At 76.0% G+C, this 14730-nt stretch carries 15 protein-coding genes; 6 read left to right on the forward strand and 9 right to left on the reverse strand.

The window, feature by feature from the left end:
* Positions 1 to 33: 33 nt before the first annotated feature.
* Genes mftG through ACU616_RS06190 form a run of 3 tightly spaced genes read right to left on the reverse strand, consistent with a single transcriptional unit; the run spans position 34 to position 3739 of the window.
* Positions 34 to 1560, reverse strand: coding sequence for a mycofactocin dehydrogenase MftG (gene mftG / locus ACU616_RS06180; RefSeq protein WP_446757596.1), 1527 nt, complete (start codon positions 1558 to 1560; stop codon positions 34 to 36).
* Between the two features lie 11 nt (positions 1561 to 1571).
* On the reverse strand, positions 1572 to 2876 hold the full coding sequence (locus tag ACU616_RS06185; RefSeq protein WP_446757597.1) for a class I adenylate-forming enzyme family protein: 1305 nt from the start codon (positions 2874 to 2876) through the stop codon (positions 1572 to 1574).
* Positions 2873 to 3739 (reverse strand): MBL fold metallo-hydrolase, encoded by an 867-nt coding sequence (locus ACU616_RS06190; RefSeq protein WP_446757598.1) that lies wholly within the window; start codon positions 3737 to 3739, stop codon positions 2873 to 2875. The genes ACU616_RS06185 and ACU616_RS06190 overlap by 4 nt, the downstream gene beginning before the upstream one ends.
* A gap of 59 nt (positions 3740 to 3798) precedes the next feature.
* Here ACU616_RS06190 and ACU616_RS06195 point away from each other — a divergent pair, with 59 nt between their 5' ends.
* Positions 3799 to 4341, forward strand: coding sequence for a hypothetical protein (locus ACU616_RS06195; RefSeq protein WP_446757599.1), 543 nt, complete (start codon positions 3799 to 3801; stop codon positions 4339 to 4341).
* 61 nt (positions 4342 to 4402) lie between these two features.
* Here ACU616_RS06195 and ACU616_RS06200 read toward each other — a convergent pair whose 3' ends face one another.
* The gene (locus tag ACU616_RS06200) at positions 4403 to 5716 is read right to left on the reverse strand and encodes a M23 family metallopeptidase (protein ID WP_446757600.1); all 1314 of its coding nucleotides are present in this window, start codon (positions 5714 to 5716) and stop codon (positions 4403 to 4405) included.
* Positions 5717 to 6027: 311 nt separating this feature from the next.
* Between ACU616_RS06200 and ACU616_RS06205 the strand changes: the two genes are divergently transcribed.
* Both ACU616_RS06205 and ACU616_RS06210 read left to right on the forward strand, forming a co-directional pair.
* A complete protein-coding gene (locus ACU616_RS06205; protein WP_446757601.1) occupies positions 6028 to 7092 on the forward strand; it encodes a Glu/Leu/Phe/Val family dehydrogenase in 1065 nt (354 codons plus the stop codon).
* A 186-nt stretch (positions 7093 to 7278) separates the two neighbouring features.
* Complete coding sequence (locus tag ACU616_RS06210) at positions 7279 to 7500, forward strand: DUF3073 domain-containing protein (protein ID WP_446757602.1); 222 nt, start codon at positions 7279 to 7281, stop codon at positions 7498 to 7500.
* A 59-nt stretch (positions 7501 to 7559) separates the two neighbouring features.
* Here ACU616_RS06210 and purM read toward each other — a convergent pair whose 3' ends face one another.
* Together purM and purF are read right to left on the reverse strand one after the other, a co-directional pair.
* Positions 7560 to 8621, reverse strand: coding sequence for a phosphoribosylformylglycinamidine cyclo-ligase (gene purM / locus ACU616_RS06215; RefSeq protein WP_446757603.1), 1062 nt, complete (start codon positions 8619 to 8621; stop codon positions 7560 to 7562).
* An 11-nt stretch (positions 8622 to 8632) separates the two neighbouring features.
* Complete coding sequence (purF, locus tag ACU616_RS06220; protein ID WP_446757604.1) at positions 8633 to 10186, reverse strand: amidophosphoribosyltransferase; 1554 nt, start codon at positions 10184 to 10186, stop codon at positions 8633 to 8635.
* A 129-nt stretch (positions 10187 to 10315) separates the two neighbouring features.
* On the opposite strand from purF, the gene ACU616_RS06225 reads away from it, so the two are divergent.
* Positions 10316 to 10654 (forward strand): hypothetical protein, encoded by a 339-nt coding sequence (locus ACU616_RS06225; RefSeq protein ID WP_446761536.1) that lies wholly within the window; start codon positions 10316 to 10318, stop codon positions 10652 to 10654.
* Positions 10655 to 10687: 33 nt separating this feature from the next.
* On the opposite strand, the gene ACU616_RS06230 is transcribed toward ACU616_RS06225, so the two are convergent.
* Complete coding sequence (locus ACU616_RS06230; RefSeq protein WP_446757605.1) at positions 10688 to 11296, reverse strand: MBL fold metallo-hydrolase; 609 nt, start codon at positions 11294 to 11296, stop codon at positions 10688 to 10690.
* Entirely contained in the window at positions 11293 to 12381 is a 1089-nt protein-coding gene (locus tag ACU616_RS06235; RefSeq protein ID WP_446757606.1) for an S-(hydroxymethyl)mycothiol dehydrogenase, read from the reverse strand. Before ACU616_RS06235 ends, ACU616_RS06230 begins: the two co-directional genes overlap by 4 nt.
* Before the next feature lie 214 nt (positions 12382 to 12595).
* Here ACU616_RS06235 and ACU616_RS06240 point away from each other — a divergent pair, with 214 nt between their 5' ends.
* Together ACU616_RS06240 and ACU616_RS06245 are read left to right on the forward strand one after the other, a co-directional pair.
* Complete coding sequence (locus ACU616_RS06240) at positions 12596 to 14011, forward strand: OFA family MFS transporter (protein ID WP_446757607.1); 1416 nt, start codon at positions 12596 to 12598, stop codon at positions 14009 to 14011.
* Positions 14008 to 14151, forward strand: coding sequence for an MFS transporter small subunit (locus ACU616_RS06245; protein ID WP_446757608.1), 144 nt, complete (start codon positions 14008 to 14010; stop codon positions 14149 to 14151). The genes ACU616_RS06240 and ACU616_RS06245 overlap by 4 nt, the downstream gene beginning before the upstream one ends.
* Positions 14152 to 14340: 189 nt before the next feature.
* On the opposite strand, the gene ACU616_RS06250 is transcribed toward ACU616_RS06245, so the two are convergent.
* Positions 14341 to 14730 (reverse strand): sterol carrier family protein, encoded by a 390-nt coding sequence (locus ACU616_RS06250; protein WP_446757609.1) that lies wholly within the window; start codon positions 14728 to 14730, stop codon positions 14341 to 14343.

Here is a 14730-nt window from a genome sequence, read left to right on the forward strand (position 1 = left end):
CGTTAACCGAGGTGTGACCCGGACCACGAGGGGTCAGCCGGCGCCCATCAGGTCGGCGGCGCGCTCGCCCACCAGGACGGCGGTCGCGGCCGGCCCGCGGGTGGGCACCTCGGGCAGCACGGACAGGTCCGCCACCCGCAGGCCCTCGACCCCGCGCACCCGCAGGTGCTGGTCGACGACGGCGCCCGGGTCGCCGTCGGGTCCCATCCGGGCGCTGCCGGCCAGGTGCTGGGCGGTGGCCAGGTGCGCGGCGACCCAGCCGTCGAGGGCGGCGTCGTCGGCGAGGACGTCGTCGGCGGGGTCGGGGCGGGCGGCCACCAGCGGGGCCAGCGCCCGGGTGCGCAGCAGCGCGGCGGCCAGCCGCACGGCCTCGCGCAGCCGCCGCCGGTCGGCCGCCGTCGCCAGGTAACCGTGCGCGATGCGCGGCGCGGCGGTGGGGTCGGGGCCGGCCAGCGCGAGCCGGCCGCGGCTCTCCTCCCGGTAGAGGCCGGCGGCCAGCGACAGCGTGCGGTGGTCCCCCCCGCCGCCGGGGACCACCCGCCCCCACGGCCGCAGCCACGGCAGCACCTCCAGGTCGCCGGGCACCGGCGAGCCCTCCGACGTGGCGTTCAGGCAGCTGTGCAGCGGCAGCGGCCAGTCGCCGTCGGGCAGCCCCGCGACCGGCGTCCACGGCAGGTAGACCAGCGGGTGGTCGCTGAGGCCGGCGCCCACACCCGGGGCGTCGGCGACCACGCCGATCCCGTGCTCGCGCAGGTGCGCGGCCGGGCCGACGCCCGACAGCAGCAGCAGCTGCGCGGAGCCGATGGCCCCGGCGGCCAGCACGACCTCGGCGGCGCGCACCGGGCCGGCGTCGGTGTCCACGCCCACCGCCCGGCCGCGCTCGACGAGCACCCGCCGCACCCGCACACCGCCGCGCACGGTCAGCCCGGGCAGCCCGCGCCGCGGCGAGAGGTAGGCCATCGCGGTGTTGACCCGGACGCCGTCGCGGACGGTGAACGGCACCGGCCCCCAGCCGGGCGGGCCGCCGGCGTTCTTGTCCGGCTCCTCCGCGACGCCGAGCTCGGCCGCCGCGGCCGCGAGGCCGTCGGTCAGCGGGGAGCCGCCGGTCGGGCGGCCCACCGGCAGCGGCCCGCCGGCGCCGTGGCCGGGCCGGTCGCCGTAGTCCCGGTCGGCCTCCAGGCGGCACCAGGCCGGCAGGGTGGCCGCGAGGCTCCACAGGTCGTTGCCCGCGGCGGCCCAGCCGGCGTGGTCGGCCGGGGTGGCGCGCACGAAGTAGCCGCCGTTGACCGCGCTGGACCCGCCGGCGCCGCGCCCCCGGGGCAGTGGCACCCGGACGCCCGGGGTGAGCTCGGTGGTGAGCGACCAGTTCGCCGGGTGCCCCGGGACGGTCGCGCCCAGGGTGGCGGCGTCGCGCAGGTCGGCCGGGAAGTCGCCGGGCCGGGCGTGGTCGGCGCCGGCCTCCAGCAGCAGCACGCGCCGCCCGGCGTCGGCCAGGCGCGCGGCCAGCGCGCAGCCCGACGAGCCGGCCCCCACGACGACGACCTCCACCTCGGGGGTCACGGCCTCGGGGGTCACAGGCCGAGGACCCCCGGCAGGTCCAGCCGGCGCACCTTGCCGGTGGAGGTGCGCGGCAGCTCGCCGACCGGGTGCAGGCTCTTGGGGCGCTTGGCCGGGGACAGCCGCTCGTGGGCCCAGGCGGCGAGTTCCGCCGGGTCGGCGTCGCCCACGTAGGCGGCCACCACCCGCTGGCCCCACTCGCCGTCGGGGACGCCGACCACCGCGCTCTCCACCACGCCCGGGTGCGCGTCGAGCACCGCCTCGACCTCGGCCGGGTAGACGTTCACCCCGCCGGAGATCACCAGGTCCTCGCGGCGGCCGTCGAGCCAGACGGTGCCGTCGTCGTCGACCCGGCCGAGGTCGCCGACGGTCACGCGGTCACCGCGCCAGGCGGCCGCGGTCTTGTCCGGCGCGCGCCAGTACTCGAACCAGGCCCACCGCGGGACGGCGCACCACAGCCGGCCGTGCTCGTCGGTCTCCAGCCGCCGGCCCGGGCGGGCGCGGCCGACGCTGCCCGGGTGCGCCCGCCAGTCCTCCGGCGAGCAGACGGTGAACTGCGCTTCCGTGGAGCCGTAGAACTCCCAGACGCTGCCCTCGGGCGCCGCGGCGAGCACGGCCCGCTTGAGCGGCTCGGGGCAGGGCGCGCCGGCGTGCACCAGGCGGCGGAAGGAGCTCCAGTCGACGGCGCCGTGCGCGAGCAGCCGCTGCAGGTGGGTGGGCACGCAGAAGGCGGTGGTGGGCCGCAGCGCGCCGATCGCCTGCGCTGCCCGCGCCGCGTCGAACGGGCCCGGCAGCAGCACCTCCCCGCCGGCCAGCAGGGTGTGGACGGCGAAGCGCAGCGGCGCCGAGTGGTGCAGCGGCGAGAGCACCAGGTGCCGGTCGCCCGGGCCGAAGCCCCACAGGTCGATCTCCTCGGCGGCCAGCGCCCGGGCGTCGTCCTCGGCCAGGACGCCGGACCACACGCCCTTGCGGCGGCCGGTGGTGCCCGACGTGTAGTGCATCGGCCGGGCCAGCGGGACGTCGGCCAGGTCGGCCTCGGCGGTGCCCTCGAGCAGCCGGTCGGGCGCGGCGCCGGCGTCGAGGGCGGGGTCGGCGGCCTCGGCCAGCGCCGCGCGCTCCGCCGCGGGCAGCGCGGGGTCGAGCACCACGGGGACGACGCCGGTGCGCAGCGCCCCGAGGACGACGGCCAGCAGCGCCGGCGAGGACGCCGCCGAGACGAGCAGCCGGTCACCGGGCCGCAGGCCGCCCGCCCGCAGCGCCGCCGCGGCCCGCCGCTGGTCGCGCTCGCTGTCGGCGGCCCGGACGACGGGGACCGTCACGGCAGCCGTACCCGGTCGCCGTCGACCTCCAGGTGCCCCTCGGCGGCGAGCTTGGCCAGCGTGGCCCGGGTGGACTGCGCCGCGGCCGGCCACAGCGCCTGCGGCACCTCGGCGTAGACGTCGGCCACCAGCGCGTCGACCGTCCCCGCGCCCCGGACCAGCGCCGCCAGCAGCTGCGCCTCCCGGAACGCGCGGTGGGCCAGGTAGTAGTCGAGGACGGCGGTGGGGTCCTCGGTCAGCTCCGGGCCGTGGCCGCAGTAGAGCGCGCTGGGGCCGAGGTCGTGCACCCGGCGCAGGGACTCCAGGTAGGCGACGACGTCGCCCTCGGGGTGGGTGACCACGGAGGTGCCCCGGCCCAGGACGTGGTCGCCGACGAGCACCGCGCCCGACTCCAGCCGGAACGCCAGGTGGTCGGCGGTGTGCCCGGGCGTGGGGACGACGTCCAGCACGGTGCCGGCCAGCCGCAGCCGCGCCCCCGGCTCGAGGACCCGCCCACGCGGGCCGGCGACGGCGGCGTCGGCGGCGGCGACGGGGGCGCCGAAGCGGGCTCCCCAGGGCTGCGCGGCCTCGGCGTGGTCGCCGTGGTGGTGGGTGACCAGGACGGCCACGCAGCGCGCGGCGCGGGCGGCCAGCGCCTGCTCCACCGCGGCGAGGTGGGCCGGGTCGTCGGGCCCGGGGTCGACGACGACGGCCTGGCCGCTGCCCGGCTCGCCGACGAGGTAGGTGTTGGTGCCGTCGAGCGTCATCCCCGACGGGTTGGGCGCCAGCACCCGCGTCACGAGCGGCTCGAGCGCCGCCGTCCGCGGCAGCGCGCCGGGCGCCGGGAGGTCCCAGGAGGTCCGCGGGTCGGCCGGGGCGTGCACACCCGGCACGGTAGCCGCGCACCGGGGCGGGCCGCCCGCCCGGCGGCTAGCCTCCCCCCATGCGCTCCCCGTGGTCGAGGTCCCGTCCCGTGCTGGTCACCGCGGCCGCCGCCGTCCTGCTCACCGCCTGCGGCGGCGGGGGCGAGGGGTCCGACAACGCCGAGGAGTCCGCGGAGGTCACCAGCGCCGAGACCAGCTCCAGTGCGGCGTCGTCGACCGGCGCCGGCAGCTCGGCGGCGACCTCCACCAGCGACGACCCCGCCGTCGCCCAGTTCTGCGCCCAGGCCGCCCAGTTCGACGAGCTGGGCAACCAGCTGACCGCGGCCACGCCCGAGCAGCTGCCCGGGCTGCTGCAGCAGGCGGCGGCCGCGTTCGACAGCGTCCAGCCGCCCGCCGAGATCGCCAGCTCGTGGCAGGTCGTCGGCGACGCCGTCCAGGCCTTCTCCGACACCGCCAACTCGGTGGACGCCACCACCCCCGAGGGCCAGCAGCAGCTGCAGACCGCGGCGCAGGACTTCGTCGGGGTCGCCGGCGGCCCCGACGGCACCGCCGTCCAGCAGTTCGGCCAGGCCAACTGCGCCTCGGCGGCCCCCACCAGCTGAGTTCGGCCCCCTGCAGGGGCCCGCTGCGAGCCTGCGAGTGGCGGGGGCAGGGGGTCCTTCATCAGCAGCCGCTGATGCTCACCCCGCGGGCGCGCAGCCACGGCACCGGGTCGACCTGACCGCCGTACATCGCGCCGGACGGGTGGACCTCGAAGTGCAGGTGCGGGCCGGTGGACTGGCCGCGGTTGCCGACCTCGGCGATGAGCTCCCCGGCGACCACGCGCTCGCCGGTGCTGACGTACTCGGCGTTGACGTGGCCGTAGACGGTCACCGCGCCGTCGGTGCCCCGGATGTAGACCGCCATGCCGAAGCCGGTGGCCGGCCCGGTGCGGACGACGGTGCCGGAGGTGGCCGCGTAGATCGGCGTCCCGATCGGGGCGGCGATGTCGACGCCGCCGTGCAGGGCGCCCCAGCGGAAGCCGTAGCAGCTCGACGTCCGGCCGGAGGTGGGCTTGACGTAGTTGCCCCCGCCGGCCGCCGCCGCGGTCGCCGACCCGGACGACGAGCCCGACCCCGACCCCGACCCGGACCCCGACCCCGACCCGGAGGAGGCGGCCGACGAGGCGGCGGCCCGGGCGGCGGCCGCGGCCGCGGCTGCCTCCTCGGCGGCGCGGGCGGCGGCCGCGGCGGCGGCGGCCTCCTCGGCGGCCTTCTGCCGCTGCCACTCCTGGTAGGCGTCGCGGGCGCCCTGCAGCTCCAGCAGCTGGATCTGGGCGGCCTGCAGCTGAGCGTCGAGGTCGGCCTTGTGCGCGGTGGCCGCCTCGACGGCGCCCTGCTGCTGGGCGACCTGCGCGTCGGCGGTGGCCTTGGCGGCGGCCGCCGCGTCCTCGGCGGCGGCCATCTCGTTCCGCGTCTGCCGCGCCGTCGACTCGGCGTTGGCCTGCTGCACGCGGGCGACCTCCAGCTGGTCGAGCACGTCGACCTGGGTGTCGCCGACGTACTCGAGCATCGCGGCCCGCTGCACCAGCTCGCCGGGGCCGGCGGAGTCCAGCAGCGCCGCGGCGGTGGTGAGGGTGGCGCCGTTGACGTAGCTGTCGTGGGCGAAGCCGGCGATGCGGCCGAGGGCGGCGTCGACGGCCCCCGTGGCCGCCTCCAGGTCCGCGGCGGCCTGGTCGGCGGCCGCCTGGGCCACCCCGAGGGCCTCCTCGGCGGCCAGGTAGGCGGTGCCGGCGGCCTCGGCCTGCACGGCGAGGCGCTCGAGCTCGGTCTCGGCGGCGGCGACCTCGGCGGCCAGCCGGCCCACCTCCGCGGCGGCGGCCTCCTGCGCGGCCTCGGCGTCGGCGATCTGCCCGTCGGTCGGGTTCGGCGGCGGCGCGGGGACGGCCGACGCCGGGCCGGCCACGCCCAGCAGGACCGCCGCGGTGAGCAGACCCACCAGTGCGCCGCGGGCGCCCCGACGACCCCGTGCTCCTCCGGCGGGGCCGGACGGGCGCCGGCCGGGACGGCACTGCAGCATCGATCGCTCCCTGGGAAGAGGGTGGCGCGGGGGCCGGTCCAGCGTCGCACCGGTGACGTCCCGTCACGTGCAGAGCACGCGGCACGGGTGTCACCCCGGTCCCACGGGACGCCGACTCCCACATCCGTCCCTCCTGTTGTCGTCACCCGGACGGGGGACCTTGAGGCCGGCGGGCGAACGGGTTTGCCGGATTCCAGGGGGCCGTGACGCCCGCGTCTAGGGTCGGGGCCGTGGACGTCTTCGGATCCGGCGCTGAACAGGTCGTCTTCTGCTCCGACCCCGCGTCGGGGCTCCGGGCGGTCATCGCCGTCCACTCGACGGCGCTGGGTCCCGCGCTCGGCGGCACCCGCTTCCACCCCTACGCCGGCGAGGACGACGCGGTCGCCGACGCCCTGCGGCTGGCCCGCGCCATGGCCTACAAGAACAGCCTCGCCGGGCTCGACCTCGGCGGCGGCAAGGCCGTCGTCATCGGCGACCCGCGCACCGACAAGACCGAGGCGCTGCTGCGGGCCTACGGCCGGTTCGTCGAGGCGCTGGGCGGCCGCTACCTGACCGCCTGCGACGTCGGCACCACCAACGCCGACCTCGACGTCGTCGCGCGCGAGACCCGCTTCGCCCACGGCCGCTCCGAGGTGTACGGCGGCTGCGGGGACTCCTCGGTGCTCACCGCCTTCGGCGTCTTCCAGGGGATGCGCGCCGCCGCCCTGCACCGCTGGGGGTCGCCCACGCTGGCCGGGCGGACCGTCGCCGTCGCCGGGGTCGGCAAGGTTGGCTCCTGGCTGGTCGACCGGCTGGTCGCCGACGGCGCCGACGTCGTGGTCAGCGACGTCGACACCGCCGCGGTGGAGCGGGTGCTCGCCCGCCACACCGGCGTCGACGCCGTCGACGACACCACCGCGCTGGTGCGCACCCCCGCCGACGTCTACGCCCCCTGCGCCCTCGGCGGCGCCCTCGACGACGAGACCGTGGCGGTGCTGCACGCCGAGGTCGTCTGCGGCGGGGCCAACAACCAGCTCGCGCACGACGGCATCCCCGACCAGCTCACCCGGCGCGGCATCCTCTACGCCCCCGACTACCTGGTGAACGCCGGCGGCGTGATCCAGGTGGAGGACGAGCGGCACGGCTTCTCCTTCCCCCGCGCCGAGGCCAAGGCCGCACGCATCTTCGACACCGCGCTGCGCGTCTTCGAGACCGCGGCCGCCGAGGGGGTCTCCCCCGCCGTGGCCGCCGACCGGCTCGCCGAGCAGCGCATCGCCGCGGTGGGCCGGCTGGCCACCATCCGCCTGCCCCGCTGAGCCCCGGCCGGCGCCTCGCCGGTGTGCCGCCGGCCACGGTCGGGGGACGCCGGGGGGAGGACCCGTGCCCCCGTTCCATCGGTGTCGTAAGCTCGGTCCAGACACAGTCACTCAGTCGGGGTCGCCACGCGGGCCGTCCAGCCCGTGAGCTGGGCTCCCGTTCTCCGTTATGAGGGGGTCGAGCCGATGGGGCGCGGCCGAGCGAAGGCCAAGCAGACACGCGTGGCCCGTGAGCTCAAGTACAGCTCACCCAACACCGACCTCTCCGCGCTCCAGCGCGAGCTGGCCGGGTCTCCGTCGTCCTACACCGCCCCGGCGGGCAAGGACGACGACGATGACGACGGCGACGAGTACGCCGACCGTTGGGCGGACGACGACGCGGACGACGACTGGGCAGCCAGTCGCTGACGGGCCCGGTCCGGGGCCTCACCCCGACTCGTGAGGGGTGAGCCCCCGGACCGGGGTCCTCAGCAGCGGTAGCTGCCCGTCAGCCGTGCGCCGGTCCCCCCGGCGGTGACCACGCCGGCCACCCACGACGGCACCCCGCGCCCGGTCAGCAGCCGCACCGCCCGGTCGGCGGCCTCGGCGGCGACGACGGCGACCATGCCGACGCCGCAGTTGAACGCCCGCTCGGACTCCTCGCGCGGCACACCGTGCTCCTCGAGCAGCGAGACGGCCGCGGGCAGCGCCCAGGTACCGCGGTCGAGGACGGCCTCCAGCCCGTCGGGGACCACCCGCGCGGTGTTGCCGGCCAGCCCGCCGCCGGTGATGTGCGCGAACGCGTGCACGCCCTCGACGCCGAGCTCGCCGACGAGGGCGAGGCAGTCGAGCGCGTAGACGCGGGTCGGCTCGAGCAGCACCTCGCCCAGCGGGCGGTCCAGCCCGGCCGGCGTGGCCGCCAGGTCCAGCCCCGCGGCGGACACCACGCGGCGCACCAGCGAGTAGCCGTTGGAGTGGAAGCCCGACGAGGCCATCGCCACGACGACGTCGCCGTCGCGGACCCGCTCGGGGCCCAGCACCGCGTCGGCCTCCACGACGCCGACCGCGGTGGCGGCCAGGTCGTAGTCGTCGGGGGCCATCAGGTCGCCGTGCTCGGCGGTCTCCCCGCCGACCAGCGCGGCGCCGGCCCGCTCGCAGCCGGCCGCGATGCCGGTGACGATCGCGGCGACCCGCTCGGGCACGACCGTCCCGACGGCCACGTAGTCCTGCAGGAACAGCGGCTCGGCGCCGCAGGCCACCAAGTCGTCGACGACCATGGCGACCAGGTCGATGCCGACCGTGTCGTGCCGGTCCAGCTGCCGGGCCAGCGCGAGCTTGGTGCCCACGCCGTCGGTGGAGGAGGCGATCAGCGGGCGGCGGTAGCGGGTCGTGTCGAGCGCGAACAGCCCGGCGAACCCGCCGAGGCCGCCGACCACCTCGGGTCGGCGGGTCCGCTCGACCGCGGTCCGCATGAGGGCGACGGCGCGCTCGCCGGCGTCGATGTCGACGCCGGACGCGGCGTAGGTGAACTCCCCCGCGCGCCCGCTCACGGACGGCTGGTTCACGGGCGGCGCAGCGCGTCGTCGGCGCCGCCGGGCACCGCGGGGCTGCCGGCCTGCCGGCCGGTCCAGCCGCTGACCGAGCGGACGTCGTCCACCCGGCGCTCGATGCCCTCGAGGACGTGCTTGCCCAGCACGCCGGCCTCGCCGAGCGGGATCGGGTACTCGCCGGTGAAGCAGGCGGTGCACAGCCGGCTGGCCGGCTGCTCGGTAGCGGCGATGAGGCCCTGCTCGGAGACGTAGCCCAGCGAGTCGGCGTTGATCGAGGCGCGCACGCCGTCGACGTCGAGGCCGTTGGCGATCAGCTCGGCGCGGCTGGCGAAGTCGATGCCGTAGAAGCACGGCCACTTCACCGGCGGGCTGGAGATGCGCACGTGCACCTCGAGGGCGCCGGCCTCCCGCAGCATCCGGATCAGCGCGCGCTGGGTGTTGCCGCGCACGATCGAGTCGTCGACGACGACCAGCCGCTTGCCGCGGATGACGTCGCGCAGCGGGTTGAGCTTGAGCCGGATGCCCAGCTGACGGATGGTCTGGCTGGGCTGGATGAACGTGCGGCCGACGTAGGAGTTCTTGACCAGGCCCAGGCCGTAGGGGATGCCGGAGGCCTCGGCGTAGCCGACCGCGGCCGGGGTGCCCGACTCCGGCACGGGGATGACCAGGTCGGCGTCGGCGGGGTGCTCCCGGGCCAGCCGCCGGCCGATCTCGACGCGGGCGGCGTGCACGCCGCGGCCGCCGATCGTGGTGTCGGGCCGGGCGAGGTAGACGTACTCAAAGACGCAGCCCTTGGGCTCGGCCGGGGCGAAGTGCTGGCTGCGCAGGCCGTTCTCGTCGATGGCCAGCAGCTCACCGGGCTCGACCTCGCGGACGACGGAGGCGCCGACGATGTCCAGCGCCGCCGTCTCGCTGGCGACGACCCAGCCGCGCTCCAGGCGGCCGAGCACCAGCGGGCGCACGCCCTGCGGGTCGCGGGCGGCGTAGAGGGTGTCCTCGTCCATGAACGTGAAGCTGAAGGCGCCGCGCAGCTGCGGCAGCACCTCCATGGCGGCGGCCTCGACCGACAGGTCCGGCCGGGCCGCGATCAGCGCGGTGACCAGGTCGGAGTCGGTGCTGGAGGTGAAGGCCCCGGGGACACCGGCGTCGGCGGCCCTGCTCGCCAGCTCCGCGGTGTTGACCAGGTTGCCGTTGTGGCACAGCGCCAGCCCGGTGCCGGCGTCGGTGGTGCGGAACGTCGGCTGCGCGTTCTCCCAGGTGGAGGAGCCCGTCGTCGAGTAGCGGGTGTGGCCGACGGCGAGGTGCCCGCGCAGGCTGCCCAGGGTCGACTCGTCGAAGACCTGGCTGACCAGCCCGAGGTCCTTGTAGACGACGACCGAGGCGCCGTCGGAGACGGCGATGCCGGCCGCCTCCTGACCGCGGTGCTGCAGGGCGTACAGGCCGAAGTAGGTCAGCTTCGCGACCTCCTCCCCCGGCGCCCAGACACCGAAGACGCCACAGGCGTCCTGGGGGCCGGGAGCGGAGGGGTCGAGGGCGTGCGTCAGCCGTCCGTCACCGCGAGGCACCTCTCGAGGGTACCGGCCGCCGGCCGTCCCGCCCGGTGGTGCGCACCACGCGCGGCCCGCGGCGCCCGCCGGGGAACCCCGGCCACCTCCGGCCCGTTGACGGTCGGCACGCGTGGAAGAGGAGCGGACATGAGCAACGACCGGCCCGACCCGAACGACTTCCTCGAGATGGCCCAGCGGGCGCTGCGCAGCCTGTTCGACCCGCCGCGCGGCGACGACGACCCCTGGGCGCGAGCGACCGACCGGGGTCCGGCCCCGCGGGAGCGCCACCGGGAGCCGAGCGCCGAGGAGCGGCGCGAGAACCTCACGTTCGCGCTGGCCACCCGCGCGGTCGAGGCGCTCGAGGACCTCGCGCTGGACGTCGCGGCGATCCGCCAGCGCCTGGAGCGCACGGCGACGCCGGAGGCCGACCCCGGCCACTCCAACGGTGACGGCAGCGCGGCCGGGGAGGACGCCGGCCGGGCGTGAGCCCCGGCGCGGTCGGCCCCGGCCGGCCGCGTCTCAGTGCACGGTGCTGATCTCGGCGGAGATCCTGGTGTCCTCGCCGTGCCCGGTGTGCACCACGGTGTCACCGTGCAGGGTCAGCAGCCGGCTGCGGATCGAGTTCAGGATCGTCGGCTTGTCGCTGAACGAGCGGCCGGTGGCCCCGGGCCCGCCGTGGAACAGCGTGTCCCCGGTGAAGACGGCGGCCAGGTCGGGGGCGTGCAGGCAGGTGCTGCCCGGCGAGTGGCCGGGGGTGTGCAGCGCGGTCAGCGTCGTGCCGGCGACGCGGAACGCCGTCCCCTCGGCCAGCGCCTCGTCGGGGTCGGCGCCCTCGTGGACGACGTCCCAGAGCATCCGGTCGGCGGGGTGGAACCAGATCGGCGCGCCGGTGGCCTCGCGCAGGTCGACCGCGGCGGTGATGTGGTCGTTGTGCCCGTGGGTGAGCACGATCGCAGTCACCCGCCGGCCACCGATCGCCTCGACGATCGGCTCGACGCGGTGCGGGGCGTCGATCACGAGCACCTCGTCGTCGTCGCCGACGAGCCAGACGTTGTTGTCGACGTCGAAGTCCTGCCCGTCGAGGCTGAACACCCCGGAGACGACGGCCTTCTCGATGCGGGCGGTCACTTGAGGACCACCACCGACCGCAGGACCTCGCCGCGGTGCATCTTCTCGAACGCCTCCTCGATGTCCTCCAGCCCGATCGTCTCGGACACGAAGGCGTCGAGGTCGAAGCGCCCCTGCAGGTAGAGGTCGATCAGCATCGGGAAGTCGCGGCTGGGCAGGCAGTCGCCGTACCAGGAGGACTTGATCGCCCCGCCGCGGCCGAAGATCTCGATGGCCGGGAGGGTGATCTGCATGTCGGGGGTGGGGACCCCGACCATGACCACCCGGCCGGCCAGGTCGCGGGCGTAGAAGGCCTGCTCGAAGACCTTCGGGTGGCCGACCGCGTCGATGGCGACGTCCACGCCGAAGCCGCCGGTGAGCCCCTTGATCGCCTCCACGGCGTCGGACTCGCTCGAGTTGACCGTGTGGGTGGCGCCCATGGTGCGCGCCCACTCCAGCTTCCGGTCGGAGATGTCGACGGCGATGATCGTCGTCGCGCCGGCCAGCCTGGCCCCGGCGATCGCGGCGTCGCCGACGCCGCCGCAACCGAACACCGCCACGCTCTCGCCCCGGCGGACGCCGCCGGTGTTGATCGCCGCACCCACGCCGGCCATGACGCCGCAGCCGAGCAGGCCCGCGGCCGTGGGTGGAGCGGCCGGGTCGACCTTCGTGCACTGCCCCGAGTGCACCAGCGTCTTCTCGGCGAACGCGCCGATCCCCAGGGCGGGGCTGAGCTCGGTGCCGTCGGTCAGCGTCATCTTCTGCGCGGCGTTGTGGGTGGCGAAGCAGTACTGCAGCTCGCCCTTCAGGCAGGCGCGGCACTGCCCGCAGACCGCCCGCCAGTTGAGGATCACGAAGTCGCCGACGGCCACGTTCGTCACGCCCTCGCCCACGGCGGCCACCGTGCCGGCGGCCTCGTGGCCGAGCAGGAACGGGAACTCGTCGTTGATGCCGCCCTGCCGGTAGTGCAGGTCGGTGTGGCACACCCCGCACGCGGCCACGTCCACCACCGCCTCACCCGGACCCGGGTCGGGCACCACGATCGTCTCCACGGTGACCGGTGCTCCCTTGCCGCGGGCGACGACGCCCCTCACCTCGTATGCCATGGCGCGAGCCTAGGGGTGCCGCCGTTGGGACGCCCCGGGGCGTCCGAGGGTCGTGCGGCATCGCATGCCGCACAACGATCTGGTCTCGGCGTCCCCCGATCGGTCCGCTGGCCGCGCGACACGCCGGAGTGCGACGTAGCGTCCTCGCGGGTCCGTGACCTCGCGCACAGGCCCGTCCATGGGGGAACCCGACGTCGCGACCGGAGGTCCGTCTGTGGCAGTACCGAGTTTCCTGGCCCGGGAACGCATCGTGGCCCGGCCCGGGTTCAACCGCTGGCTGATCCCGCCGGCCGCGCTGGCGGTCCACCTGTGCATCGGTCAGGCGTACGCGACCAGCGTCTACAAGAGCGCGCTGGTCGAGCACTTCGACGCCAGCCTGACCGCGATCGGCATCATCTTCTCGATCGCGATCGTCATGCTCGGTGTGTCCGCCGCCCTGTTCGGCACCTGGGTCGACCGCAACGGCCCGCGCGCGGCGATGTTCACCTCCGCCGTCTTCTGGGTGGCCGGGTTCCTGGTCGGCGGCCTGGGCATCGAGACCGGGCAGCTGTGGCTGCTGTACTTCGGCTACGGCGTGCTGGGCGGGGTCGGCCTGGGCATCGGCTACATCTCGCCGGTGTCCACGCTGATCAAGTGGTTCCCCGACCGCCCGGGCCTGGCCACCGGCATGGCGATCATGGGCTTCGGTGGCGGTGCGCTCATCGCCTCGCCGCTGTCGCGCCAGCTGATGAACTACTACGACCCGGCGTACGACGGCACGGCCGGCACCGTCCCCAACGGAGACGCCGTGGCCGCGCTGTTCTTCACCCTCGCCGCGGTCTACCTGGTCTTCATGATGTTCGGCGCCTTCATCGTCCGGGTGCCGGCCGACGACTGGCGCCCCGCCGGCTTCGACCCCTCCTCGGTCAAGCAGAAGGCCCTGGTCACCACGGAGAGCGTCTCGGCGCGCAACGCCATCAGGACGCCGCAGTTCTGGCTGCTGTGGACGGTGCTCTTCTGCAACGTCACCGCGGGCATCGGCATCCTCGAGCAGGCCGCCCCGATGATCCAGGACTTCTTCCGCACCGGGGCGACCTCGACCGTCGCGGCGACCACGGCCGCCGGCTTCGTCGGCGTCCTGTCGCTGTTCAACATGGGTGGCCGGTTCGTGTGGTCCACGACCTCGGACTTCATCGGCCGCAAGCCGATCTACATGGTGTACCTGGGCGTCGGCATCATCCTCTACCTCATCCTGGCCACCCTCGGCAGCACGGCGACCTGGATCTTCGTGTTGACCGCCGCCATCATCATCAGCTTCTACGGCGGCGGCTTCTCGACCGCACCGGCCTACCTGCGCGACCTCTTCGGCACCTACCAGGTCGGCGCCATCCACGGCCGACTGCTGACCGCCTGGTCGGCCGCCGGTGTGGCCGGCCCGCTGATCATCAACGGCGTCCTGGACACCCAGGGCACCCCCGGTGAGCTGGTCGCGGCGAACTACCGTCCGGCGCTGTTCATCATGGTCGGCCTCCTGGCGGTCGGTTTCGTCGCCAACCTGCTGATCAGGCCGGTGGCCAGCAAGTGGCACGAGCCGCACGCCACCACCCCCGCCACTGCCCGCGCCAACCCGGAACGGAGCGCCGCCCGATGAGCACCCCCGTCACCGACGACCGCACACCCACGCACACCCCGGTCGGTCTGATCGCGCTCGCCTGGACCCTCGTGGGCGTCCCCCTGCTCTACGGGCTGTACAACACGGTCAAGGCCGCGAGCGCCCTGTTCGGCGGCTGACCGGCACTCGGCAGCACAGCGCCCCCGTCCCGGGTCGTCCGGGCCGGGGGCGCTGTGCTGTTCGTCGTCCTACCGGACGACATCGCGGCCAGGTGCCGTCCCCCTGCTGTACGGAGCCCACCCCGTGTCCCCGCCGGGGACCCTCCGGGCCCCGCGCCGGGTCCACCCGCGACGCACGCCCGGGCCCCGTCACGTGCCGCGGCCCAGAGGCCGCAGGGGGAGGTGCGCGGACAGGTCCGCGCGGTTGCCGCTGGCGCTGACCCTCCCCTCGGCGACGGCCTCGGCCCAGCCGAGCTCGCCGGTGGCCAGCCGCAGCCAGGTCGCCGCGTCGGTCTCGACGACGTTGGGCGGCGTGCCGCGGGTGTGCCGGGGGCCGGGCACCAGCTGGACGGCGACGTGCGGCGGCACCCGCAGCTCCACCGACCGCCCGGGCACCTGCTGGGCCAGCCAGCGGGTGCTGGTCTTCACCGCGGCGCCGAGCACCGACCGGGGAGGCTGCTCGGCCTCCCCCGCCAGCCACGGGCGGACGGCGTCGACGGCGGCCCGCAGCTCCCCGGCGGGGATCGGTGCGGCCGGCAC

The sequence above is a fragment of the Geodermatophilus sp. URMC 62 genome, from assembly GCF_052931475.1.

Excerpts from the sequence above, each read along its gene's own strand:
- ACU616_RS06195 (WP_446757599.1), top strand. The coding sequence starts at position 3,799 with ATGCGCTCCCCGTGGTCGAGGTCCCGTCCCGTGCTGGTCACCGCGGCC.
- ACU616_RS06210 (WP_446757602.1), top strand. The coding sequence starts at position 7,279 with ATGGGGCGCGGCCGAGCGAAGGCCAAGCAGACACGCGTGGCCCGTGAG.
- ACU616_RS06225 (WP_446761536.1), top strand. The coding sequence starts at position 10,316 with ATGAGCAACGACCGGCCCGACCCGAACGACTTCCTCGAGATGGCCCAG.
- ACU616_RS06235 (WP_446757606.1), bottom strand. The coding sequence starts at position 12,381 with ATGGCATACGAGGTGAGGGGCGTCGTCGCCCGCGGCAAGGGAGCACCG.
- ACU616_RS06245 (WP_446757608.1), top strand. The coding sequence starts at position 14,008 with ATGAGCACCCCCGTCACCGACGACCGCACACCCACGCACACCCCGGTC.